This window comes from Aureimonas psammosilenae (assembly GCF_009176975.1).
GTDB classification, from domain to species: domain Bacteria; phylum Pseudomonadota; class Alphaproteobacteria; order Rhizobiales; family Rhizobiaceae; genus Plantimonas; species Plantimonas psammosilenae.
Genome location: NZ_WEZG01000002.1, coordinates 457,636 through 481,533 on the forward strand (window position 1 = coordinate 457,636; position 23,898 = coordinate 481,533).

General features: G+C 63.6%; 19 protein-coding genes. 13 read left to right on the forward strand and 6 right to left on the reverse strand.

The window, feature by feature from the left end:
- Positions 1 to 35: 35 nt before the first annotated feature.
- Positions 36 to 1,577 (forward strand): multiple monosaccharide ABC transporter ATP-binding protein, encoded by a 1,542-nt coding sequence (gene mmsA, locus F9929_RS06100; RefSeq protein ID WP_152045645.1) that lies wholly within the window; start codon positions 36 to 38, stop codon positions 1,575 to 1,577.
- Positions 1,567 to 2,787, forward strand: coding sequence for a multiple monosaccharide ABC transporter permease (gene mmsB / locus F9929_RS06105; protein WP_152045646.1), 1,221 nt, complete (start codon positions 1,567 to 1,569; stop codon positions 2,785 to 2,787). The genes mmsA and mmsB overlap by 11 nt, the downstream gene beginning before the upstream one ends.
- Before the next feature lie 65 nt (positions 2,788 to 2,852).
- Here mmsB and F9929_RS06110 read toward each other — a convergent pair whose 3' ends face one another.
- Positions 2,853 to 3,626, reverse strand: a complete 774-nt coding sequence (locus F9929_RS06110) for a phosphatase PAP2 family protein (protein ID WP_210251309.1) — start codon at positions 3,624 to 3,626, stop codon at positions 2,853 to 2,855.
- A gap of 94 nt (positions 3,627 to 3,720) precedes the next feature.
- On the opposite strand from F9929_RS06110, the gene pncA reads away from it, so the two are divergent.
- The 5 genes from pncA (at position 3,721) to F9929_RS06135 (ending at position 8,755) form a co-directional block, all read left to right on the forward strand.
- Positions 3,721 to 4,341: a bifunctional nicotinamidase/pyrazinamidase gene (gene pncA / locus F9929_RS06115; protein ID WP_152045647.1), complete on the forward strand. Its 621-nt coding sequence runs from the start codon at positions 3,721 to 3,723 to the stop codon at positions 4,339 to 4,341.
- Between the two features lie 183 nt (positions 4,342 to 4,524).
- Positions 4,525 to 5,796 (forward strand): ABC transporter substrate-binding protein, encoded by a 1,272-nt coding sequence (locus F9929_RS06120; RefSeq protein WP_407922205.1) that lies wholly within the window; start codon positions 4,525 to 4,527, stop codon positions 5,794 to 5,796.
- Between the two features lie 22 nt (positions 5,797 to 5,818).
- Positions 5,819 to 6,817: a carbohydrate ABC transporter permease gene (locus tag F9929_RS06125; RefSeq protein WP_152045648.1), complete on the forward strand. Its 999-nt coding sequence runs from the start codon at positions 5,819 to 5,821 to the stop codon at positions 6,815 to 6,817.
- 4 nt (positions 6,818 to 6,821) lie between these two features.
- Positions 6,822 to 7,646: a carbohydrate ABC transporter permease gene (locus F9929_RS06130; protein WP_152045649.1), complete on the forward strand. Its 825-nt coding sequence runs from the start codon at positions 6,822 to 6,824 to the stop codon at positions 7,644 to 7,646.
- A gap of 11 nt (positions 7,647 to 7,657) precedes the next feature.
- Positions 7,658 to 8,755, forward strand: a complete 1,098-nt coding sequence (locus tag F9929_RS06135; RefSeq protein WP_152045650.1) for an ABC transporter ATP-binding protein — start codon at positions 7,658 to 7,660, stop codon at positions 8,753 to 8,755.
- 322 nt (positions 8,756 to 9,077) lie between these two features.
- Here F9929_RS06135 and F9929_RS06140 read toward each other — a convergent pair whose 3' ends face one another.
- Both F9929_RS06140 and F9929_RS06145 read right to left on the reverse strand, forming a co-directional pair.
- Entirely contained in the window at positions 9,078 to 10,715 is a 1,638-nt protein-coding gene (locus F9929_RS06140) for an alpha-amylase family protein (protein WP_152045651.1), read from the reverse strand.
- Between the two features lie 86 nt (positions 10,716 to 10,801).
- The gene (locus F9929_RS06145) at positions 10,802 to 11,287 is read right to left on the reverse strand and encodes a Pycsar system effector family protein (RefSeq protein ID WP_152045652.1); all 486 of its coding nucleotides are present in this window, start codon (positions 11,285 to 11,287) and stop codon (positions 10,802 to 10,804) included.
- Positions 11,288 to 11,518: 231 nt separating this feature from the next.
- On the opposite strand from F9929_RS06145, the gene F9929_RS06150 reads away from it, so the two are divergent.
- Positions 11,519 to 12,748, forward strand: coding sequence for an HlyD family secretion protein (locus tag F9929_RS06150; protein WP_152045653.1), 1,230 nt, complete (start codon positions 11,519 to 11,521; stop codon positions 12,746 to 12,748).
- A gap of 1 nt (position 12,749) precedes the next feature.
- Positions 12,750 to 14,348 carry a DHA2 family efflux MFS transporter permease subunit gene (locus F9929_RS06155; RefSeq protein ID WP_152045654.1) on the forward strand — a complete coding sequence of 533 codons (1,599 nt, stop codon included), beginning with the start codon at positions 12,750 to 12,752 and terminating at the stop codon, positions 14,346 to 14,348.
- Between the two features lie 262 nt (positions 14,349 to 14,610).
- Here the strand turns inward: F9929_RS06155 and glgX are convergent, their stop codons facing one another.
- On the reverse strand, positions 14,611 to 16,869 hold the full coding sequence (gene glgX, locus F9929_RS06160; RefSeq protein ID WP_407922210.1) for a glycogen debranching protein GlgX: 2,259 nt from the start codon (positions 16,867 to 16,869) through the stop codon (positions 14,611 to 14,613).
- A gap of 154 nt (positions 16,870 to 17,023) precedes the next feature.
- On the reverse strand, positions 17,024 to 17,479 hold the full coding sequence (gene mntR / locus F9929_RS06165; RefSeq protein WP_152045656.1) for a manganese-binding transcriptional regulator MntR: 456 nt from the start codon (positions 17,477 to 17,479) through the stop codon (positions 17,024 to 17,026).
- Between the two features lie 108 nt (positions 17,480 to 17,587).
- Between mntR and F9929_RS06170 the strand changes: the two genes are divergently transcribed.
- From F9929_RS06170 to F9929_RS06185, 4 genes are all read left to right on the forward strand, one after another.
- Positions 17,588 to 18,931, forward strand: a complete 1,344-nt coding sequence (locus tag F9929_RS06170) for an Nramp family divalent metal transporter (protein WP_152045657.1) — start codon at positions 17,588 to 17,590, stop codon at positions 18,929 to 18,931.
- A 79-nt stretch (positions 18,932 to 19,010) separates the two neighbouring features.
- Entirely contained in the window at positions 19,011 to 20,288 is a 1,278-nt protein-coding gene (gene sbmA / locus F9929_RS06175) for a peptide antibiotic transporter SbmA (protein WP_152045658.1), read from the forward strand.
- Positions 20,289 to 20,414: 126 nt separating this feature from the next.
- The gene (locus F9929_RS06180) at positions 20,415 to 21,809 is read left to right on the forward strand and encodes an MFS transporter (protein ID WP_193227624.1); all 1,395 of its coding nucleotides are present in this window, start codon (positions 20,415 to 20,417) and stop codon (positions 21,807 to 21,809) included.
- Positions 21,810 to 21,902: 93 nt separating this feature from the next.
- Complete coding sequence (locus F9929_RS06185) at positions 21,903 to 22,652, forward strand: polysaccharide deacetylase family protein (RefSeq protein WP_152045660.1); 750 nt, start codon at positions 21,903 to 21,905, stop codon at positions 22,650 to 22,652.
- A gap of 4 nt (positions 22,653 to 22,656) precedes the next feature.
- Here F9929_RS06185 and F9929_RS06190 read toward each other — a convergent pair whose 3' ends face one another.
- Positions 22,657 to 23,814, reverse strand: a complete 1,158-nt coding sequence (locus tag F9929_RS06190; protein ID WP_152045661.1) for a winged helix-turn-helix domain-containing protein — start codon at positions 23,812 to 23,814, stop codon at positions 22,657 to 22,659.
- Between the last annotated feature and the right edge of the window lie 84 nt (positions 23,815 to 23,898).

Consider the following 23,898-nt stretch of genomic DNA (forward strand, 5'->3'; position numbering starts at 1 on the left):
GGTCGGTCAGCCGGCTCGACGCGGCGGAGGCGCGGATGACGACCATCCTCGAAATGCGCAACATCACCAAGACGTTTCCGGGCGTTCGCGCGCTCGACAACGTGAACCTCGCCGTGCGCGAGGGTGAGATCCATGCGATCTGCGGCGAGAACGGCGCGGGCAAGTCGACCTTGATGAAGGTCCTGTCCGGCGTGTATCCGCACGGCTCCTACGAGGGCGAGATCCTTTACGAAGGCGAGGCGCGCGAGTTCCGCACCATCGCCGATTCCGAGAAGCTCGGGATCATCATCATTCATCAGGAACTGGCGCTGGTGCCGCTCCTGTCGATCGCCGAGAACCTGTTTCTGGGCAACGAAGTCGCCACCTATGGCGTGATCGACTGGGATGCCGCCTTCGCCCGCACCCGCGAGGTTCTGGGGCGCGTCGGGCTGAAGGAAGCGCCTACGACGCTGATCAAGGATCTGGGCGTCGGCAAGCAGCAGCTCGTGGAGATCGCCAAGGCGCTGGCCAAGAAGGTCAAGCTCCTGATCCTGGACGAGCCGACGGCCAGCTTGAACGAAAGCGACAGTCAGGCGCTCCTCGACCTCCTGCTCGAGTTCAAGGCGCAGGGCATCTCCTCGATCATGATCAGCCACAAGCTGAACGAGATCGCGCGCGTCGCCGATTCCATCACCGTCATCCGCGACGGCTCGACGGTTTCCACGATGGATTGCCGCACCGACGGCGTCAGCGAGGACCGCATCATCCGCGACATGGTGGGGCGCAGCCTCGCCGACCGCTATCCGAGCCGCGAGCCGAAAATCGGCGAAGTGATGTTCGAGGTGAAGAACTGGAACGCGTTCCATCACCTCAACTCGCAGCGTCAGGTCTTGAAGGACGTCGCCATCAACGTGCGGCGCGGCGAGGTTGTCGGCATCGCGGGCCTGATGGGCGCGGGACGCACCGAGCTCGCCATGAGCGTCTTCGGCCGCTCCTACGGCCGCAACGTGTCCGGGGAAGTGTCGATGCACGGCAAGCCCGTGGACGTGTCGACCATCAACCGGGCCATCGACGCAGGGATCGCCTATGTCACCGAGGATCGGAAGCATTACGGCCTGATCCTCGACGACGATATCCGCCAGAACGTGTCGCTCGCCAACCTTCCCGGCATCTCGTCCGGCGGCGTGATCGACACGCATAAGGAGCGCTCCGTCGCCGACAGCTATCGTGAACAGCTTCGCATCCGCTGCTCCAACATCTTCCAGAAGACCCTGAACCTTTCGGGCGGCAACCAGCAGAAGGTGGTGCTGTCGAAATGGCTCTTCTCCAACCCGGATCTCCTGATCCTGGACGAGCCGACGCGCGGCATCGATGTCGGCGCCAAGTTCGAAATCTACTCGATCATCAACAAGTTGGCCGACGAAGGGAAGGCCGTGTTGATGATCTCCTCCGAGATGCCGGAACTCCTCGGCATGTGCGACCGCATCTACGTGATGAACGAAGGACGGATCGTGGCCGAGATGCCGGCCTCGGAAGCAAGCCAAGAAAACATCATGCGAGCGATCATCAGGTCGGGAGCGAGGACAAATGACCATTAAAACCGCCGACGAGGGCGTGCCGGCCGGCGGAAAGCCGGCATTCAACCTCGGCTTTTTCAAATCGCATATCCGCGAATACGGAATGCTGATCGCGCTCGTCGTGATCATGCTGTTCTTCCAGATCATGACGGGCGGGTTGCTCGACGGCGTTCTGATGAAGCCGCTGAACCTCACCAACCTGATCCTGCAGAACAGCTACATCGTCATCATGGCGATCGGCATGCTGCTCATCATCATCACCGGCCATATCGATCTGTCGGTGGGCTCGGTGGCGGGCTTCATCGGCGGCCTCGGCGCCGTTCTGATGGTGAAATACGGCTTCGACGCCTTCACCGCCTGCGTGGTCTGTCTGGCTGTCGGCGCGTTCGTCGGCGCCCTGCAGGGCTATCTCGTCGCCTACTTCAAGGTGCCGTCCTTTATCGTGACGCTGGCGGGCATGCTCGTGTTCCGCGGCTTGACGTTGAAGGTTCTGGGCTCGGCCTCCATCGGCCCGTTCCCGGAATCCTTCCAGAAGCTTTCCAAGGGCTTCATCCCGGACTTCGTCGGCGGTCCCGGCGGTCTGCATCTCGCCACGCTCGCCATCGGCGCGGTGGCGGTCGCCATTCTCATCGTCATGAACATGCGTCGGCGCCAGAAGCAGGTGCGCTTCGGGCAGGCGGACGAGCCTGCTGGCATCTTCCTCGGTCGCAACCTGTTCATCGGGGCGGCGATCATGCTGATCACCTATCTGCTCGCCACCTATAACGGCTTCCCGAACGTTCTGGTGCTGATGGCGCTGCTCATCCTCGCCTATGGCTTCATGACGACACGCACCACGGTCGGCCGCCGCATCTACGCGGTGGGCGGCAACGAGAAGGCCGCCAAGCTTTCGGGCATCCGCACCGAGCGCCTGACCTTCCTGACCTTCGTGAACATGGGCGTGCTTGCGGCTCTTGCGGGCCTGATCTTCGCCGCCCGCCTGAACTCGGCGACGCCGAAGGCCGGCGTCGGCTTCGAGCTCGACGTGATCGCGGCCTGCTTCATCGGCGGCGCTTCGGCCTATGGCGGCGTCGGCAAGGTGCTCGGCGCGGTGATCGGCGCGTTCATCATGGGCGTCATGAACAACGGCATGTCGATCCTCGGCATCGGCATCGACGACCAGCAGGTCATCAAGGGCCTCGTACTCCTGGCTGCCGTCTGCTTCGACGTCTACAACCGCAACAAGGCCTGATCGGTCTCAAGCGTATCGAAGAAACAAGGCTCCGCCCGATCGCATCGGGCGGGGCCTTTTCGTTTTCAGCCCTTTGTTTTGTCGGCTGGGCCCGGTTCGTCCCGCTCCGGCTCCACCACGCCTTGCTCTTCCAAGCGCCGCGCGATGAGCCACCAGAGAAGCGCCCAAGCGCTGCCGACCGCCCAGCCCGCCGCGACGTCGCTCGGCCAATGGACGCCGAGATAAACCCGACTGATCCCGATGGTGATGCTGAGAAGGGCGGCGACGGACAGGATATAGATCTTGATCCGGCGCTTGACCTGCACGCGCGCCACAAGCGCGGCGATGGTGAGATAGGTCACGGCGGAAAGCAGCGCATGGCCGCTCGGAAAGCTCGCCGTATAGGTGATCGAGCCGTGCGGCACGAGGTCCGGGCGAGGGCGCTCGAAGACCGCCTTCAGCGCCGACGAAACCAACATGCCGCTCGCCACCGCCGCGATCGTCAACATCATCGACCGGCGATTGCCCTGTATCCAGAGAAGGCTCGCGGCAAACAGCGTCACGAGGGTGAGGATGCCGACGCCGCCGAAGGCCGTGAAGTCGCGCATCAGTTCCTGCAGCCATCCCGGTCCGAACGGCATCTGCGGATCGAGCGGATTGCGCATCGCCAGAAGAACCGCCTCGTCGAAGGCGCGGGTTTCGCCTTCCGCGACGGCCTCGGCCAGAAAAATGAAGAAGCCGAGCGCGCCCGCGATCGCCAGGAGGCCGATCATCATCCGCGTGCCGATGAAATGCGATGCCCAGCCCGCGACCGTTCTGGGTGCGCCCAAGCCGAACCGATAGATTTTCCGCTCGTCCATGCCCGTGATCCGTTGCTCTTCACGGGCGATCTAGCGCGAGCGACGCGAAAAAGATTAGGTGGCGTCGGACGTGAAACACGAAGGCGTGCGAAGAATGGCCATCGAGACGCGAGAAACCGACGCGCTGATCGTCGTGGACGTACAAAACGACTTCTGCCCTGGAGGCGCGCTGGCCGTGTCGGGGGGCGACGAGGTCGTGCCGCTCGTCAACGAGATGGCACGCCACTTCCAGACCGTCGTCTTCACGCAGGACTGGCATCCCGAAGGCCATGCCTCCTTCGCCTCGACCCACGGTCTTGCGCCTTTCGACACGATCGAACTCGCCTACGGGACACAGGTCCTTTGGCCCGACCACTGCGTGCAGGGCACGCCGGGCGCCGCCTTCCATCCCGCTCTCAATGCCACGATGGCGCAGATGATCGTGCGCAAGGGTTTCCGCGCCGGCATCGACAGCTATTCCGGTTTCACCGAAGCGGATCGGCGCAGTCCCACCGGATTGGCGGGCTATCTGCGGGAGCGCGGCGTCGAGCGTGTCGTCGTCGCGGGTCTCGCGCTTGATTTCTGCGTCGCCTGGACGGCGCTTGATGCGCGAGGCGCCGGGTTCGAGGTCATCGTTGCCGAGGATGCCTGTCGCGCCATCGATCTCGACGGTTCCCTCAGCCGAACATTCGCGAGTTTCGAGGAAGCTGGCGTCGCCAGGAGGCGCTGGTCTTGACATCGCTGCCGGCTGGTCAAGCTTTCAGTTGACTGAGCACCGCAAGGTTTGGCACCATCCTGAGTGGTGAAGGACAGGGCGAGTTCGGTTCCGGGAATGAGCTTTCTCGGGGGAGGGCCGGACGGCGATCGCCGGTCGGATCTGTTCTGGCGTACCCCTTTCGAGGGCGAGGCTTCTGGGAGGATGGCTGTGACCTATGGCTTGAAGTCTGCGCTTCTCGCGAGCGTGATGTGCTTGGCGTCCGTTTCCGGTGCGCTCGCCGACGAGGTTGCCGTCGCTTCCGGCTCCGTCGGCACCGACATCCAAGAGCTTCAGGAGGCCGGAAAGCGCTTCCAGGAACAAACCGGCCACACGCTGAAGGTCGTGAATATGCCGGCCTCTTCCACCGACCAGTTCGGCCAGTATCGGCTTTGGCTCGCGGCCGGGAATGCGGATATCGACGTTTACCGCACGGACGTGATCTGGGCGCCGCAGCTTGCCGAGCATTTCATCGACCTGAAGCCGCTTCTCGGCGATGTGGTCTCCAAGCATTTTCCGGCGGTGATCGAGAGTCAGACGGTGGACGGCAAGCTCGTCGCCCTGCCGACCTGGGCCGATGCGCCGGCGCTCTACTACCGCAAGGATCTTCTGGAGAAATACGGCAAGGAACCGCCGAAGACGTGGTCCGAGCTCGCCGCGACGGCCAAGGAGATTCAGGACAAGGAGCGGGCCGGCGGCGCGAGCGACCTGTGGGGCTACCTGTTCCAAGCAGCGCCGTATGAAGGACTGACCTGCAACGCCCTGGAATGGATCGCCTCGTCCGGCGGTGGGCGGATCGTCGAGCCGGACGGCACGATCTCGATCAACAACCCGAAAGCCGCCGCCGCCATCGACGCGGCCAAGTCTTGGATCGGAACCATCTCACCGCCCGGAAGCCTCGCCTACAAGGAAGAGGATGCGCGCGGCGTTTGGCAGACGGGCAAGGCGGTGTTCATGCGCAACTGGCCTTATGCCTATGCGCTCGGCAACGGTGGCGACAGCGCCATCAAGGGCAAGTTCGACGTCGCGCCTTTGCCGGCCGGAGAGGGCGGCTCATCTTCCGCGACCATCGGCGGCTGGAACGTCGCCGTGTCGAAATATTCGAAGCACCAGGACGCGGCGGTGGCCTTCGTGAAATTCTGGACCTCGGAAGAGGAGCAGAAGATCCGCGCGCTCGGCAATTCGCGGTTGCCGACCGTTCCGTCCCTCTACGAAGACGCCGAGATCAAGGAAAAGCAGCCCTTGATCGCGCGCTGGCAGGAAGTCTTCCTCGCCGCCGTACCGCGCCCCTCGGCACCGACCAAGGCGAAATACAACGAGACATCCAGCGAGTTCTGGACGGCGGTCAACAACACCCTGGCGGGCAATGGCGACGCGGCGTCGAACTTCAAGCGCCTCGACGCCAAGCTGAAGCGCTTGAAGGGCAAGGAATGGTGAACGCTCTTCGGGGATAGCCACCATGGCCATGACCTCCGCCGAACGGCCGAGAGCGTCCGACGCGCAGATCGATCTGGCGGCAGGCGCGGGGCGCTCGCAGTTGCGGGCGCAACGTATCCGCTCGGCTTGGCTCTTCCTTCTGCCGATGCTGCTCGTTCTGGCGGCGGCCGCCGGTTGGCCGCTGGTGCGCACGATCTGGTTTTCCTTCACTGACGCCAAGCTTTCCTCGCTCGGGGAGGCAGCCTTCGTCGGCTTCACCAACTATCTCGAATATGTCGATTACGGCGACGGAACCGGCGAGTATTTCGGACTTCTCGCCGAGCCCGGCTGGTGGAACGCGGTGTGGAACACCGTCTACTTCACCCTCGTCTCGGTGGCGCTCGAAACCGTGTTCGGCCTCGTCGTCGCCCTGGTCCTGAACGCCGAGTTCAAGGGGCGTGGTCTCGTGCGCGCCGCCGTTCTGATCCCCTGGGCGATCCCGACCGTTGTTTCGGCCAAGATGTGGGCCTGGATGATGCACGACCAGTTCGGCATCTTGAACGACATGCTGATGCGGATCGGTCTCATCGCAGCGCCGATCGCCTGGACCGCCAATCCCGACACCGCCATGTGGGCGGTCATCATCGTGGACGTTTGGAAGACGACGCCCTTCATGGCGCTTCTGATCCTGGCGGGCCTTCAGATGGTGCCGGGCGATATCTACGAAGCGGCGAAGATCGACGGCGTCCATCCGGTCAAGGTGTTCTGGAAGGTGACGCTGCCGCTGATCCGCCCCGCGCTGATGGTCGCGATCATCTTCCGGGCGCTGGACTCGCTTCGCGTTTTCGATCTCATCTATGTGCTGACCCCGGCGAACGATCAGACCAAGACCATGTCAGTCTTCGCGCAGGAAAACCTCTTCCAGTTCGACCAGTTCGCCTACGGGTCCGCGTCCTCGACTCTTCTGTTCCTGACCATCGCCTTCATCACCATCGCTTACATCAAGATCGGCCGGGTCGATCTCGGCTCGGAAGGGCGGTGACGCGATGAAGGCTTTGAAGACCGCAGGCTTCTATCTTCTGGTCGCCGTCATCGTCTTCCAGGCGGTGTTTCCGTTCTACTACGCGGTGATGACTTCGTTCAAAATGGGCTCGTCGCTTTTCGCGATCGACTATATTCCGAAAGCCTTTTCACTCACGAACTACCAGGCGGTGCTCGGCGGCGGCGCCTTTCCGCGAAACTTCCTGAACTCCGTCGTGGTCGCGGCGGCGGTCGTGGCCTTGTCGATGCTGCTTGGGCTGACGGCGGCCTTCGCCTTATCGCGCATCTCGTTCCGGGGGCGGGGGCTGCTGCTGCTCACCGTTCTGTCGGTGTCGATGTTTCCGCAGATCGCGGTGCTGGCGGGTCTCTTCGAGATCATTCGGGCGCTCGGCATCTACAACACGCCGTTCGCGCTGATCTTCTCCTACATGATCTTCACGCTGCCCTTCACGGTCTGGGTGCTGACGACCTTCATGCGCGACCTGCCGATCGAGATCGAGGAGGCGGCGATCGTCGACGGGGCGTCTCCCTGGACGATCATCGTGAAGGTGTTCCTGCCCTTGATGTGGCCGGCCTTGGTGACGACCGGGCTCCTCGCCTTCATCGCCGCGTGGAACGAGTTCCTCTTCGCGCTGACCTTCACCTCCGGCGACGATCAGCGCACCGTGCCGGTCGCGATCGCGCTTTTGTCCGGCGCGACGTCCTTCGAAATTCCCTGGGGCCTCATCATGGCGGCGTCGATCATCGTGACGGTGCCGCTGATCGCCCTGGTGCTCGTGTTCCAGCGCAAGATCATTTCCGGCCTCACCGCCGGCGGCGTCAAAGGGTAGGGTGCAGGCAGATGGCCGATCTGAAGCTGACCAATGTCCGCAAGACCTTCGGTGCGGTGGATGTCATCAAGGGCGTCGATCTCGACATCCGGTCGGGCGAGTTCATCGTGTTCGTCGGCCCGTCCGGCTGCGGCAAGTCCACGCTTCTGAGGCTGATCGCGGGGCTGGAGGAGATTTCGGGCGGCACCTTCGCCATCGACGGACAGGTGGTGAACGGCTTGCCGCCGGCCCAGCGCGGCATCGCGATGGTGTTCCAGTCCTATGCGCTTTATCCGCATATGACCGTCTACCAGAACATGGCTTTCGGTCTGACGCTCGCCAAGGCCGACAAGGGCGAGGTGGACCGGCGCGTGCGCCGCGCCGCCGAGATGCTGCAACTGACGCAATATCTTGACCGCCTGCCCAAGCAGCTATCGGGCGGCCAGCGCCAACGCGTCGCCATCGGCCGCGCCATCACCCGCGATCCGAAGGTCTTCCTGTTCGACGAGCCACTGTCCAACCTCGATGCCGCGCTCCGCGTCGCGACCCGCATCGAGATCGCCAAGCTCCATGAAACCATGCCGACCACGACGATGATCTATGTCACCCACGATCAGGTGGAGGCGATGACGCTCGCCGACCGGATCGTGGTGTTGAACGGCGGCAAGGTCGAGCAGGTGGGGGCGCCGATGGAACTCTACCATCACCCCGAAAACCTCTTCGTCGCCGGCTTCATCGGCTCGCCCGCCATGAACTTCGTGGCAGCCCGTATCGGCGACGGCCGAACGGTGGAACTGAATGATGGTGCGAAGGTCGCGGCTTCGGTGGAACTGCCGGCCGGTGCGAGGCAGGGCAAGGTCACGCTGGGCGTCCGCCCCGAAGACCTGGCGCTCTCCGACGGACCGGGACTGTTTTCGGGAACGGTCGATCTCGTGGAGAAGCTCGGCGAGGTGACATTGATCTATGTGGATATCGGAGCGGGCGAGCCGATCGTCGCCAAGCTCGATGGCGAAAGCCGGATCAAGCGCGGCGAGAGGGTTTCGCTGTCCGCCGACCCCGACGACCTGCACGTCTTCGGAGAGGACGGACGCTCCTTCCGCCGCTCGCGCCTTGGCGCGATGGTGGCTTGAGGTGTCAACAACGCGGTCCACTCATCAGTACGGCTGCAGCACACCCATACGTGAATTTCGTGTATGGGCGGGGTGTTGATACGCTTTAGGCGTGTGTTATGTTGTCGATCGGAGGAGGTGAGGCACTTCGCCTTCGGTGGGACCGGCATTCGCGCCGGCCCCTTTGGGCTACTCGAAGATCAGTGTCAGGGTCCAGCCAAACAGTCTGATCTCCAAGATCACCTTCCGAAGTCTCACATGCCTCACCTCCTTCCTTCGCCGAAGCATCCGGCTCCGGCGAGGGCAGCATGACCGACCCGCGTCTGCCCGTAAAGGTTGATCGTCAGCGGTCCGTTCGATGGGTAAGGCGCAGCCATTCGTAGCCGTAGGCTGGAAGGCGCAGGAGGCAGCGCCCGTCCGCATCCGGGCGCAACTCGCCGCCGTCTTTCAGAAGATCGTGTGCTTGGGCGTCCGCCCCTATGGCATCGCCGATATCGACCGTCACCGGCCGTTCGGCGAGATTGTGAAGGGTCAGGACCGTTCCGCCCTTCCATTCAGCGCGAAGCATCAGAACGGCCGGGTCGCCGGCATCCAGAACCTCCGCCTCCGACCAGCCGATCTCGCGGCAGCCGCGCCGCACGCGGATGAGCTTCTGGATCGTGGAGAAAAGCGAGGCCGGCTGGGTACGCTGGGTTTCCGCGTTGACGAACCGATGGGTGAAGGGGCCATCGGCTTGCGGCACACGGACCCAGTTTTTCGGATCGGCGCTGGAAAAGCCGCCATGGCCGCGCCCGTTCCACTGCATCGGCAGGCGCACGGAATCCCGCTCCTTCAGGTCGAGGTTCTCGCCCATGCCGATTTCGTCGCCGTACCAGATCACCGGCGTGCCCGGCAGCGAGAGCATCAGGCTGAAACCCATGGCGATGCGCCGCTCGTCGCCGCCGAGCATCGGGGCGAGTCGTCGCCTGAGACCGCGCTCGTAAAGCTGCATGGACTTGTCGGGCCCGAAGGCGGCGAAGACCTCCGCCTTTTCCGCCGGTTCGAGGCGGCCGAGATCGATCTCGTCGTGATTGCGCAGGAACGTCGCCCATTGGCCGATCATCGGGATCTGCGGCAGGTTCTTGAGGAAGCCGGCGACCGGCGTCGCGTCACCCCGCGCGAAGGCCAGGAAGAGCTTCTGGTTGAGAGGGAAGTTGAAGATGACGTGCAGCCGGTCGCCGCTGCCGAAAAACTCGTCCGCCTGGTCCATCGTGATGTTGGCTTCGGCGAGCAGCATCGCCTCGGCCTCCCGCCAGGACAGGAACTGCTGCAGTTCGGCGAGATAGGCATGGGGGTCCATGCCCTTTACCTTCTCCAAGTCCTCCAAGATGAAGGGCGCGGCGTCGATGCGGAAGCCTGAAACGCCGAGCGCGAGCCAGAAGCCCATGATCCGCTCGATCTCCTCGCGCACCGCCGGGTTGGCGATGTTGAGGTCGGCCTGATGCTCGTAGAAGCGGTGGAAGTAATATTCGCCGCGCTTGCGGTCATAGGTCCAGGTCGATTTCTGGACGCCGGGGAAGACGACGCCTTCTTCGGCGTTGGCGGGTTTCTCCTTCGACCAGACATACCAGTCGCCATATTTGCCGTTCGGGTCCGCGCGGCTCGCCTGGAACCATGGATGGTCGATCGAGGAATGGTTGACCACAAGGTCGACGATCACCTTCAAGCCGCGGTCCTTGGCGGCCTGCATGAAGTCCACGAACTCGCCGAGCGTGCCGTAGCGCGGATCGACGCCGTAATAGTCGGAGATGTCGTAGCCGTTGTCGCGGTTAGGCGAGGGGTAGAAGGGCAGGAGCCAGATGCAGGTCGCGCCGAGCGCTTCGATATGGTCGAGGTGATCGGCGAGGCCGCGAAAGTCGCCGACACCATCGCCATCGGAATCGAAGAAGGAATCGACGTCGAGACAATAGATGACGGCGTTCTTGTACCAGAGATCGATCATCGTGGATTCGTCCTCGTTCGCTCAACACGAACTAGGGCGGAATGTCGCGGCCGCTATCGCGACGGTCCGCGCGGTGGGCCCTCGGATCAATTCGAGATGATGAGAAGTCCGAGATAGCAGCCGACAACCAGAAGAAGCGCCCGGAAGGCCAGCACCACGAGCCGGTACTTGGCTTGGCAGATCGCGGCCAACGTCGCGGTGCTTTTCAGGAGGTCCGCTTCGATAAAGGCGTGATCCCCTTGCGCGCGCGCCGTGCTGAGGGTGTTGCCGGCTTCCGGCCATGCACCCCAGTAGAACACGCTGCCGCTCGGGCGGCGCCGGGGCAGCACCACGCAGATCGCCGCGCAAAGCGTCGTCACCAGCGAGGCGAGGAGAAGCAGCGTCACCGGCAGCTTGATTGGGTCGGCCAGGACGAAATTGTGGAAGTTCAGCGCCTTGCGCGTTTCCGTCGACCAGATCAGGAGCGCCAGAACGAAGGTGAAGATCGTCGCGGCCTTCTGATCCGCGACCTTGATCTGGTCGGCGAAGATGCGGTTGGCGTCGAGCAAATGCTGGATGAAGGGATCTGGCATCGCCTTGGCCGGCGCGAGGAGAATGACGCTGAGGAAGTCTTGGATTAGCTTGCCGACAGAGAAACGAGAAGTCTGTTTTTCGGCAATCGCCCCCGATTTCCAACGAGATCTTTCATGCGGTGCGGCATTCGCCCGCCGCGCCCCTTTCAGCGAAGAAAGCTGGAACTATCTTCACTGAACCGGTGAGTTCGATTTCGTTCGCCCTTCGCGACATTCTCGGAAAAAGACGCCATGCCCGACGATCAGGCCCTGCCGAGCGATCAGAAGAAGACGGTCGGCGACGCGGAGGCCCCTCGTGACCGGCGCAACATCGACGACTGGCAGCGCGACGCCGTCGCCAAGGCGCGGGGCGGCGGTGAAGGGCAGGACGAAATGCCCGCCGACGAGACGGAAGATAAAACCGACGACGCTCGGCAAAAGAAGCCGTCGCTGATCCGCCGGCATCCGGTCTGGATCGTGCTCGGGCTTGTCGTTCTCGCAGCCGTGGCGGTTGCGGGCTATTTTGCCTGGCTCGTCTTCTTTCACCCCTACGAGACGACGGACGACGCCTTCGTGGACGCCCGCCAGTTTTCCGTCGCCTCCAAGGTCTCGGGCTACGTGGTGGATGTGCCGGTGACCGACAACCAGCATGTCCAGGCCGGCGACGTGATCCTGAAGATCGATCCGCGCGATTACCGGATCGCGCTCGATCAGGCGAAGGCACAGGTGGAATCGGCCGATGCCGGCATCCGCAATGCCGAAGCACAGATTGCCGCCGCAGAGGCTTCCGTCGAGCAGTCGAAGGCGCAGATCAATTCGGCCAACGCCGCGTTGCAATTCGCGCAGGACGAAGCGTCGCGCCAGGATGCGCTTGTGAAGTCGGGGGCGGGGACCTTGCAGGCGGCGCAGCAGGCGCGCTCCAACCTCCTTCAAGCCCAAGGCAGCTTCCAGGAAGCGCAGGCGGGGTTGGCGTCGTCCTTGAAGAACGTTGCCTCGGCGCAGGCCCAAAAGGCCAATGCCGTCGCCAGCCGGCATCAGGCTGATGCCCAGGTCGAGCAGGCCGAGCAGAACCTTTATTATACGACGATCTCCGCCGCGCAGCCCGGCCGCGTGGTGCGGCTGTCGGGCGCCAAGGGACAGTTTCTCGATGCCGGCCAGAGCGTTTCCATGTTCGTGCCGGACGAGAAATGGGTGACGGCGAACTTCAAGGAAACGCAGATCACCGACATGCGGCCCGGTCAGGCGGTGGATATCACCATCGACGCCTATCCCGACCACCCGCTGAAAGGGCGGATCGACTCCGTTCAGCCCGGTTCCGGCACGGCCTTTTCCCTGCTGCCGGCCGAGAACGCGACGGGCAACTACGTGAAGGTCACGCAGCGCGTTCCGGTGAAGATCGTGGTCGACAACTGGCCGCAGGACGTGTCCATCGGCCCCGGCATGTCGGTGGTGCCGACCGCCACCGTCCGGCCGAGGAACTGAGATGGCGGCCACTGCTGAGGGCGGTGCCGGGGATCGGCCGACGAACCCGTGGCTGATCGCGCTCGTCGTTTCGCTTGCGACCTTCATGGAGGTGCTGGACACGACCATCGCCAATGTGGCGCTGCGCTACATTTCCGGCGGCCTCGGGGTCAGTTCGGACGAGGCGTCCTGGGTGGTCACGTCCTATCTGGTTTCGAACGCTATCGTTCTGGTGGCGTCGAGCTTCTTCGCGAAGCGGTACGGGCGTCGTCGTTTCTATCTCGCTTGCCTTGCAACATTCACAGCCGCCTCGATTCTGTGCGGCTTTGCCTGGAATCTCGAATCCCTCCTGTTCTTCCGGGTCATCCAGGGTTTTGCGGGCGGTGGCATGGTACCGATCTCGCAATCCATTCTCGCCGACAGCTTCCCGCCGGAAAAGCGCGGACAGGCCTTCGCCCTGTTCGGCGTGGCGGTGGTGGTCGCGCCCGTGATCGGCCCGACGCTCGGCGGCTTCCTATCGGACAACTATTCCTGGCACTGGTGCTTTCTGATCAACGGCCCGGTCGGCGTCTTCGCCTTCGCCCTTGTCTGGTATCTGGTGAAGGAGCCGGCATCCCTGCGCAAGGAGCGGGCGAAAATGCGGGAGAAAGGCATCCGCTTCGACTATGTCGGCTTCGGGCTGGTCGCCATATTCCTCGGCGCGTTGGAAGTCGTCTTGGATCGCGGCCAGACCGACGATTGGTTCAACTCGACCTTCATCCTGATCGCCGCCGGCATCAGCGCCACGGCTTTCCTTCTTTCGATCCCTTGGCTTTTGACGAAGGAGAACCCGGTGCTCGATGCCCGGCTTCTGGGGCAGAGACAGTTCGGCTCGTGCTTTCTGGTGATGGGCGCAACGGGCGCGATCCTTATTTCCACGACCCAGTTCCTTCCCGAACTGCTACAGGACTTCTACGGCTATACCGCCACCTGGGCGGGTCTCGCGCTGTCTCCCGGTGGGGTCGTCACCATGGCGATGATGTTCGTGGTCGGGAGGCTCTCGTCCAAGTTCCAGCCGAAATATCTCATTGCCATCGGCGCGGCGATCATCGCCGGGGCCATGTACGACCTGACCCGCCTTTATGCCGATCTGAACTTCTGGTTCTTCGCCGAGTCCCGCATCATCATCGGCCTCGGCCTGCCGCTGATCTTCATCCCGATCACGTCCGCGTCCTATTTCGGTCTGCGGCCGGACCAGACGGATCAGGCCTCCGCGCTTCTCAACGGCGCGCGCAATACAGGCGGCTCCATCGGCGTGTCGATCGCCTCCAACGTCCTCGCCCATCGCGAACAGTGGCATCAAAGCCGGCTGGTGGAGCATGTCGCGCCGTCCGAACCGGCCTACCAAGAGACGCTGAAGACGCTGACCCAGTTCTTTTCGGAGCGAGGCGCGAGCCTGCCGCAGGCGCAGGAACAGGCCACCGCCTATATCGGCCAAATGGTCGACACCCAGCGCGGCTATCTCGCCTATATCGACGTATTCTTCACGCTGATGCTGATCTCGGCCGCTGCGATCCCGCTGGCGCTGATCCTCAAGAACATCGACCTCGGCAAGAAGCAGGGCGCCGGCGGCGCGCACTAAGAGCACCTAACAAAACCTCGCGGGGTCGGCTGGCCGGGTCTTTCCGTCGCCCGCTTCGTTGCCTCGGGGCGAGCCACTTGTCTCGCCCGCCCTTCGGGCCGCCGATGCCGCCGGCATCGACTGCGTTTGGCGCCTCGCGGGACAACGAAAATCCTCCGGCCATCCTCCGCCCGGAGGTATTGTTAGGCGCTCTCAAAGCCGAGGCAAACGAAAAGGGCCCGGCCGAAGCCGAGCCCTTTCATTTTAGCTATCTGCTTTCGGGTCAGCGGTTCCAGAAGTGGATCTGGTTGGCCGCCGCCTTGGCGAAGGCACGGGAGATATGGGCGAAGGAACGCTGCGCCGTTACGTGATCCTCGTCGTCGACCGGCTCCAGCACGAAGATCAGGCACGACCGGCCCGTCGCCATGTAGTCGGTGCCGAAGTCGAAGGGCACGAGTTCCGAGCGATCGGGCAGGTTGGTGTCGATCACGCAGTGCCAGCGCTCGCCGCCGGGCGCTTCCGGCAGCTTGAAGTTCACGACGTCGTGGTGGGCGTTCATGACGATCAGCATGGTCGCGTCGTTGCCCGGACGGCGAATGCCGCTGGACTGCGCTCGGCCGTCGAGCAGCATGCCGAAGCAGCGCGCGCCGCCATCGTTCCAGTTTTCCTGGCTGAACTCGACGCCCGCCGGTGTGATCCAGGCAAGGTCCTTGATGCCGAATTCCTCGTCATAGGCGCCGGTCAGGAACTTGCCACGACGCAGCATCGGCAGGGACTGACGCAGCAGGATCAGCTTCTGGACGAATTCCGCGAGGTCACGGCTTTCGTCCGTCACGTCCCAGTCCACCCAGCCGATCTCGTTGTCCTGCGCATAGGCGTTGTTGTTGCCGCCCTGCGTGCGGCCGAACTCGTCGCCCGCCAGGATCATCGGCGTGCCGCGCGAGAAGAGCAATGTCGCGAAGAAGTTGCGGAGCTGCCGGTAACGGGTTTCCGTGATCTCCTCGTCGTCCGTCGGCCCCTCGACGCCGTAATTGTTCGAGAGATTGTGCGAGTGGCCGTCGCGGTTGTCTTCGCCATTCGCCTCGTTGTGCTTCTCGTTGTAGCAAACGAGGTCGTGTAGCGTGAAACCGTCATGGGCGGTGATGAAGTTCACCGACGCCCACGGCTTGCGGCCGCGCTGGTTGAAGATGCCGGCTGAGGCGCTGATCTTGTCGGCGACCGCCGGAATCTTGCCCTCGTCGCCGCGCCAGAAGGAGCGGATCGTGTCGCGGTAGCCGTCGTTCCACTCGGCCCAGCCCGGCGGGAAGCGACCGACCTGATAGCCGCCCGGACCGCAATCCCACGGCTCGGCGACGAGCTTGACCGAGGACAGGAGGGGGTCCTGCATGCAGGCGTAGAGGAAGCTCGATCCCTCGTCGAAGCCGTAGGGCTCACGGGCGAGAATGGTGGCGAGATCGAAGCGGAAACCGTCGACGCGGCACTCGCCGGCCCAGTAGCGCAACGAGTCCGTCACGAGCTGCATCACGCGCGGATGGCTCGTGTTCACGGTGTTACCCGTGCCCGTGTCGTTGATGTAGTAGCGCTTCTGGTCGGGCAGCAGGCGGTAGTAGGTGGCGTTGTCGATGCCCTTGAAGGAGATCGTCGGCCCGAGCTCGTTGCCTTCCGCCGTGTGGTTGTAGACCACGTCGAGAATGACCTCGAGGCCGGCATTGTGGAACTGCGAGACCATTTCCTTGAACTCGCCGATGAACGGCGTGCCGCAATAGCGGGGCTCCGGCGCGAAGAAGCCGATGGAGTTGTAGCCCCAGTAGTTCCTGAGACCCTTCTCGACCAGATAGCTGTCGTCCACGAAGGAATGGATCGGCAGGAACTCCACCGAGGTGACGCCGAGGCTCTTCAGGTAGCCGATGACGTCGCGGTTCGCCATGCCGAGGAATGTACCGCGGTGCTCTTCCGGAACGGAGGGGTGAAGCTGGGTGAAGCCCTTCAGGTGGGTTTCATAGAAGATCGTCTTTTCCCACGGCACCTTCGGGCGCATCTCGTCGCCCCAAGTGAAGGCCGGGTCCACCACGCGGCACTTCGGCACGAAGGCCGCGCTGTCGCGCTCGTCGAAGGACAGGTCCTTATCCTTGTGGCCGATCGTGTAGCCGAACAGGGCATGGTCCCACTTCACCTCGCCCACATGCTGCTTGGCATAGGGGTCGAGAAGCAGCTTGTTGTGGTTGAAGCGGTGGCCGGCATCGGGCTCGTAGGGGCCATGGACGCGATAGCCGTAAGTGAGACCGGGGCGGGCTTCCGGCAGATAGCCGTGGAAGATCTCGTTGGTGTATTCGGGAAGCTCGATCCGCTCCAGTTCGGTCTCGCCCTCCTGATCGAAGATGCAGAGTTCGACCTTGGTGGCATGCGCCGAGAAGATGGCGAAGTTCACGCCGAGGCCGTCCCATGTCGCGCCGAGCGGGTAGGGCCTGCCTTCTTCGATACGGGACCGCCGCAGCGCGGGTCTCGACTGGAAGGACTTCAGATGTGTGGAAGGCAGTTGGATGTTCACGTGGAACCGGCTCCGGATTCGAATGGCCAATCCCTAAAGAGCAAAAGCCCTGTCCGCGTTCCCTGTCAGTGAGCATTTGCGCGGACGTTCCATCGCTGGATCGAAAGCCGACCAACGACTGTTGCTGCGCTGCATCACGAACGCCTCGTCAGGCGGTTCCGCGATCCAGAAAACGGCGGAAGGCCGCAAGGGTTTCCTCGCCGACATGATGCTCCAGACCCTCGGCATCCATTTCCGCCGCGTGCGCCCCGACGCCGATCGCCAGAAGGAAGTCTCGCACCAGAAGATGGCGCTCGCGCGCTGCGGCCGCGAGTTCGCGTCCCTTGGATGTCAGGAAGATCGAACGATAGGGCTGGCTTTCCACCAGACCGTCGCGCGCCAGCCGCTGAATGGTTCGCGCGACCGTTCCCGGCGAAACGCCGAAGCGGTCCGCGAGATCGGTGGCGCGCGCTTCGCCATGCAGCTCGATCAGCTCGGCGATCATTTCCACGTAGTCCTCGGCCAGCTCGGACTGGTTGGCCTGCCGCACGCGCGCAAAACGTTCGGCATCGCTCGGGCCGTCGCCGGGCTGAGTGGGGGAGAGTTTGATCGGGTCGCTTTCCATCGCCCTCGCTCCTAGCGGATGTTTCCGGTTTCGGCAAAGTTTGCCACTGGACAAACCTTATGCCGAAGGACAGTTTGTCTGGAACGCTTCGAGACAAGGCTGCCATTCATGACGACGACGATCCGCTCCGATCGCGAAGACGGTTGGCGGCAGAAGAACCGGGAGGGATCGCTTCTCGATATGCACCGCACGGTTGCGGTGTCACGCACGGCCAAGCCTTGGCGGAAGGCCGCCGCCTTCTTCGGTCCGGGCTATCTCGTCGCGGTCGGCTACATGGACCCCGGCAACTGGGCGACGTCGATCGCCGGCGGTTCGGCCTTCGGTTATACGCTCCTCAGCGTCGCGCTGATCTCCAACATCATGGCGATCATCCTCCAGTCGCTCTGCGCGCGCCTCGCCATCGCGTCGGGCCGCGATCTGGCGCAGGCCTGCCGCGACGCTTATCCCGCCTTCGTCGCCTATCCGCTCTGGTTCCTGGCCGAGATCGCGATCATCGCCACCGACATCGCCGAGGTGATCGGCACCGCCATCGGCCTCAATCTCCTGTTCGGGATTCCGTTGGAAATCGGCGTTCTGATCACGGCGACGGACGTGTTCCTGATCCTCTATCTGCAGAAGCTCGGGTTTCGCTGGGTGGAAGCCTTCATCATCACGCTGCTCGGCGTGATCGCGGCGTGCTTCGCCATCCAGATCGCGCTGGCCGACCCGAACTGGGGCGAGGTCATCCGGGGCTTCGCACCGACCACCGAGATCGTGAAGAACCCAGACATGCTGTATCTCGCGCTCGGCATTCTCGGCGCGACCGTGATGCCGCACAATCTCTACCTCCATTCCGGCATCGTGCAGACGCGCGACTTCGGCACGACGCTGCCGGAAAAGCGTCAGGCACTGCGCTTCGCCACCCTGGATTCCACGGTGGCGCTCTGCTTCGCGCTTTTCGTCAACGCTTCGATCCTGATCCTCGCGGCGGCCGCCTTCCACCATACGGGCCGCACCGAGATCGCCGAGCTCGGCGAAGCGCATAGCCTCCTGTCCCCCATTCTGGGCGCCGCCATCGCGCCGACGCTTTTCGGCATCGCGCTTCTTTGCTGCGGGCTGAACTCCACCGTCACAGCGACGCTGGCCGGTCAGATCGTCATGGAAGGCTTCCTCAACATCAAGCTTGCCCCATGGATCAGGCGGCTCGTGACGCGCATCATCGCGATCGTGCCGGCCGCGCTCGTCACGATCTGGTACGGCGATGCCGGAACGGCCGAGCTTCTGGTGCTGACGCAGGTCGTTCTCAGCCTTCAGCTTTCCTTCGCTGTTTTCCCGCTCGTTCTCTTCACCGCCGACCGCACGAAGATGGGCGATCTCGTCGCGCCGCGCTGGCTCTCCGCCATCGCGGTTTTGATCGCTCTGGTGATCGCCGGTTTGAACGTGAAGCTGATCACGGACTTCCTTCTGGGGTAGGAGGATTACCGCGAGTTCACTAACCACGCGTACGGGTTCGGCCTATGGAGGCTGGTCATAACCCGTCCGAGTGCGGTCGATGTTCAGATCCTTCTTTCCGCAGCCGAAGCCCTTCTTCCTCTCGGCCATCGGCTGGACCGTTCTTACCATCGTCGCGTGGTATGCGGGGTTCAGAGATCTCGGCAGCCATATCGGTTTCGGCGCGGCGGCAGGCGATGCGCAGACGGCGGTCGGGGTTTCCTTGTTCTGGTCGCCGCCGTTTCTGTGGTTCTACGTTTTCTACGGCGCGGCCGTTCTCGCCTTCCATTTGTTCTGGCGGTGGAAGGCGCCCCATCCCTGGGCCACATGGTCCGTGCTCGGATCGGCACTGATCCTCTTCGTCACCTATTTCGATGTCGAGGTCAGTGTGGCGATTAATGGCTGGTACGGGCCGTTCTACGATCTCATTCAGGCGGCCGTGTCCAAGACCGGCAATGTTACCCTTTCCGCCTTCTACGCCCAGATCGAGACCTTTCTGGAAATCGCGCTCGTCGCTGTCGTCGTCGGCGTTCTCACCGGCTTCTTCGTCAGCCACTACATCTTCCGGTGGCGCACGGCGATGAACGAATATTACATGAGCTACTGGGATCGCCTGCGCCATATCGAAGGGGCGTCACAGCGCGTTCAGGAAGACGCGATGCGCTTTTCCACGACGATGGAAACGCTCGGCGTCAAGCTCGTCACCGCCGTCATGACCCTGATCGCCTTCGTCCCTGTGCTGGTGCATCTTTCCGCCAACGTCACCGAACTGCCGCTGGTCGGGGCCATTCCGCATCCGCTTGTCGTCACGTCGATCCTTTGGGCGGCCTTCGGCACGGCCTTTCTGGCCATGGTCGGCATCAAGCTGCCGGGCCTCGAATTTCGCAACCAGCGGGTGGAGGCGGCTTATCGAAAGGAACTGGTTATAGGCGAGAACGACCCGCAGGCGGCCCGTCCGCCGACGGTCGGAGCCTTGTTCCACGATGTACGGCAGAACTATTTTCGCCTTTACTTCCACTACGTTTATTTCAACGTCGCCCGCATCGGCTACCTCCAGATCGACAACGTCTTTCCTTACCTTGCCCTCGCGCCGACCATCGTGGCGGGCGCGATCACGCTCGGCGTCCTGCAGCAGATCACGGCGGCCTTCGATCAGGTGCGCGGGTCCTTCCAGTATCTCGTCAATTCGTGGACGACGGTGGTGGAACTCCTGTCCATCCACAAGCGCCTCCATGGCTTCGAAGCACTGATCAAAGGCGAGCCGCTGCCCGAGATCGACCGGCGCTTCCTCGACAGGCGGGCGCGCGGCGACGTGGAAATGCAGCCTGCGTCGCTTTGAGCAATATTCTTTCGGGTGCCAAGTGGTTGCGCTCTGCGGCCGGGAGGCAGATAGACGGGCTCTTCGCGCCGCTCGACGCCCAGCGCCTGTCGCTGCCTTTTTCGGAAAACACCCGAGCCTATCCTCATGACCGACGGACTTGCCCAGCCACAGCGTTCGCTTGCCTTTGCCACGATCGCGATGGCGCTTTTCGTGGCGGTGCTCGACAGCGCCGTCGCCAACATCGCCCTGCCGCCGATCACCATGGAACTCGGCATCGAGCCGGTGGACGCGATCTGGATCGTCAACGCCTATCAGCTCGCCGTCACGGTGGCGCTCCTGCCGCTCGCCAGCCTCGGCGAGATCGTCGGCTACCGGAAGGTCTATATCGGCGGCCTCGCGATCTTCACGTTGGCCTCGCTTTTCTGCGCGCTTTCCGGGTCGCTTCCGGAACTGATCGCGGCCAGAGCTCTCCAAGGGCTCGGCGCGGCGGGCGTGATGAGCATCAACATGGCACTGGTGCGCTTCGTGTTTCCCCATGCCATGCTCGGCCGCGCGGTCGGCTATGTGGCGATGATCGTCGGCATCTCCTCGGCCGCCGGCCCGTCCATTGCCGGCGCGATCCTCGCCGTCGCGCCTTGGCAGATGCTGTTCCTCGTCAACCTGCCGGTCGGCGTCCTCGCGCTCGTGGTCGGCTCGCTCACCTTGCCGCACACGCCGCGCGCCGCGCGCCGCTTCGACTTCAAGAGTGCGGCCTTGAGCGCGGCGACGTTCGGGCTGGTGATCTCCGGCGTCAACGCGCTCGGCCATTCGGAAGGGCTCGGCCTTGCCCTCCTGCAGATCGTCGGGGGCATTTGCATCGGCATCGTCTTCGTGCGCCATCAGTTGGGGTTGGCCGCGCCCATGCTGCCGGTGGATCTTCTTGCCCGGCCCATCTTTGCCCTTTCCGCCACGACATCCGTTTGCTCCTTCAGCGCGCAGGGGCTGGCCTTCGTCACCTTGCCGTTCCTGCTTCACGACCAGCTCGACCGCTCGGCGTCGGAAACCGGCCTCCTGATGACGCCCTGGCCCATCGCAACGGCAGCGGCCGCGTTCATCGCCGGGCGTCTCGCCGACCGTTTCAATCCCGGCAAGTTATCGGCCCTCGGCCTCGCCCTTTTCGCGGCCGGCCTCGTTTCCCTCGCTTTGATGTCCATCGATCCTACCGATGCCGATCTCCTTTGGCGGCTGGTGCTGTCGGGGTTCGGCTTCGGGCTTTTCCAAACACCGAACAACAAGGTTCTGATCACCAGCGCGCCGCGCGAGCGCAGCGGCGGGGCAAGCGGCATCCAGTCCAGCGCCCGGCTCGTCGGGCAGTCGATGGGCGTCGCCTTTGCGGCGGTGATCTTCGGCCTCCTGCCGGACCAGCGTTTCGTCGCAGCGCTCGGCTTTGCGGCGTTTCTCGCCGCCGCAGGCATCGTGCCGAGCTGGCTGCGCCGCCCGCCTTCCGCCGCATCGCCGATTCGGATGCGGGAGGCAGAAGAAGCGGACATTCCCGCCTGAACATTCGAGGTTTCGCGCGGCACTCGCGCCGCGCAAGCTCGACGACCTATGAAGCCGCCTCGACGGACAGCTCCCATCGCCTTCGGACAATTGATGTATCGTCTTGCTTTCGCCGCCGCCGTGCTTTGCGCGACGCTCACCTCTCCGGTTTTCGCGAAGGATATCGAACCTGCCTTGCACCTCGTTCACGCCGGGCCGGCGCGCGAAGTGGCGCTGACTTTCGATGCCTGCTCGGGCGCCGTCGATCACCGCATTCTCGATGTTCTCCTGAACGAGCGCATTCCGGCGACGATCTTTGTCACCTCGCGCTGGCTGAAGCGCAATGCCGAAACGGTCGCGGTGCTGAAGGCTCATCCCGATCTGTTCGAGATTGAGAATCATGGCGATCATCACATCCCGGCCGTCACCGACAGGCCGCAGGTCTTCGGCATCGCCTCGGCCGGCTCGCTGGAGGCCGTGCGCGCCGAGGTGGATGGCGGCGCGCAATCCATCCGCCGCGTCTTCGCCATCACGCCGCACTGGTTTCGCGGCGCGACCGCCCGCTACAGCACCGATGCGGCCACGGCCATCGAGGCGGAAGGCTATCGCATCGCGGGCTATTCGCTGAACGCCGACATGGGCGCATCGCTTCCCGCCGCGAGTGTTGCCAAGCGCTTGTCCGGGGCGAAAAGCGGGGACGTGGTGATCGCCCATATCAACCAGCCGACGCGCTCGGCCGGCGCGGGCGTCGCCGCCGGTATCCTCGCCCTGAAACAGGCGGGCGCCGTCTTCGTGCGCCTCGATGCAACGGAAAGCGAGCCGGCGACGGTTGCCCCGCCAGCCGCCAGGCATCCCGCGTTTTGACGCATCAGCTTTCGAGCTGAAAACGCTCGAAACGGCCGAGTTCATCGTCGATGCGCGCCTTCGACTCGACTGACGGCTCCTCAAACCACGTCGCCTTCTGGATCAGGAGGCGGCGGGCGAGCCGATCCGTCTTGAGGTCCAGCGCCGCGACGATCCGGTCGCCGAGAAGAACGGGCAGGGCGAAATAGCCGAAAAGCCGCTTTTCCTTCGGCACATAGGCTTCGAAGCGATGCTCGTACCCGAAAAACACGGCAAGCCGTCTGCGCTGGATCACCAGGGGATCGAAGGGTGACAGGAGATGGATCATCGGTTCGCCGTCTGGTGCCGATCCATCCTCCAGGGCTTCGGGCGTGGCCCAGTGCTCCACCTTCTCAGCGCCGTCGATCACCACCGGGACCAGACTCCTGCGCCGCAGGCGCGTCTCGATCCGCCCGCGCACCGCGCTCTTCAGGCTCGGGACAAGATGGCAGATCGAGTCCAGGCTCACGACGCCTTGGGAACGCAAGGCCCGGTCGAGCATGTAGTCGAGGGTCTGCGTTTCCGTCGCAGGTCTCGGACGCGTTTCCCAGCCGAAATGACGCTCGGCGAGTTCATAGCTCTTCAGCATGCCTGAGCGCGCGCTGATCGTCAGCGCGCCGGTATAGAACGCGAGTTGCAGAGCGCGCTTGGACGGCTTGCGGCTCGCCCAGGCATGGTCCTTCTCGACCAGAACATCGTCCTCGATCTCCCGGATCGACAGCGCGCCACCCTCCCGGACGAGCCGCATGACCTTGGCGAGGTCCTTCGGCGAAACGGAAGAGAACCAGGAGTTCGGGTTCTGCCGATGCCGGCGCATGGCCGGCATGAAGAAGCGGTAGTCCTCGGTCGGCACGTAGGAAAGGGCGTGCGTCCAGTATTCGAAGAGGCTGCGCTCGACGCTCTGCGCGGCCACGAGATGCTCGCGCTTGTAGCTCGGAATGCGGGTCCAGAGGATATGATGGTGCGAGCGCTCGATCACGTTGATCGTGTCGATCTGCACATAACCCAGATGCCGCACCGCCAGCGGCACCGCTTCCAGCCCCCCGCCGAACGGCTCCCGCTCATCCAACCGCTGCGCCCGAAGCCAGATGCGGCGGGCTTCCGACCGGGTCAAAGCGCGGATGTTTCTGGGAGCGGCAGTCATGACCACTCATAGCTCGATGCTTCGAGCGGTCCCGTCAAGCTGGTAGAGCGATCGGATCAAAAACGAAAAAGGCAGCGCCGCCGA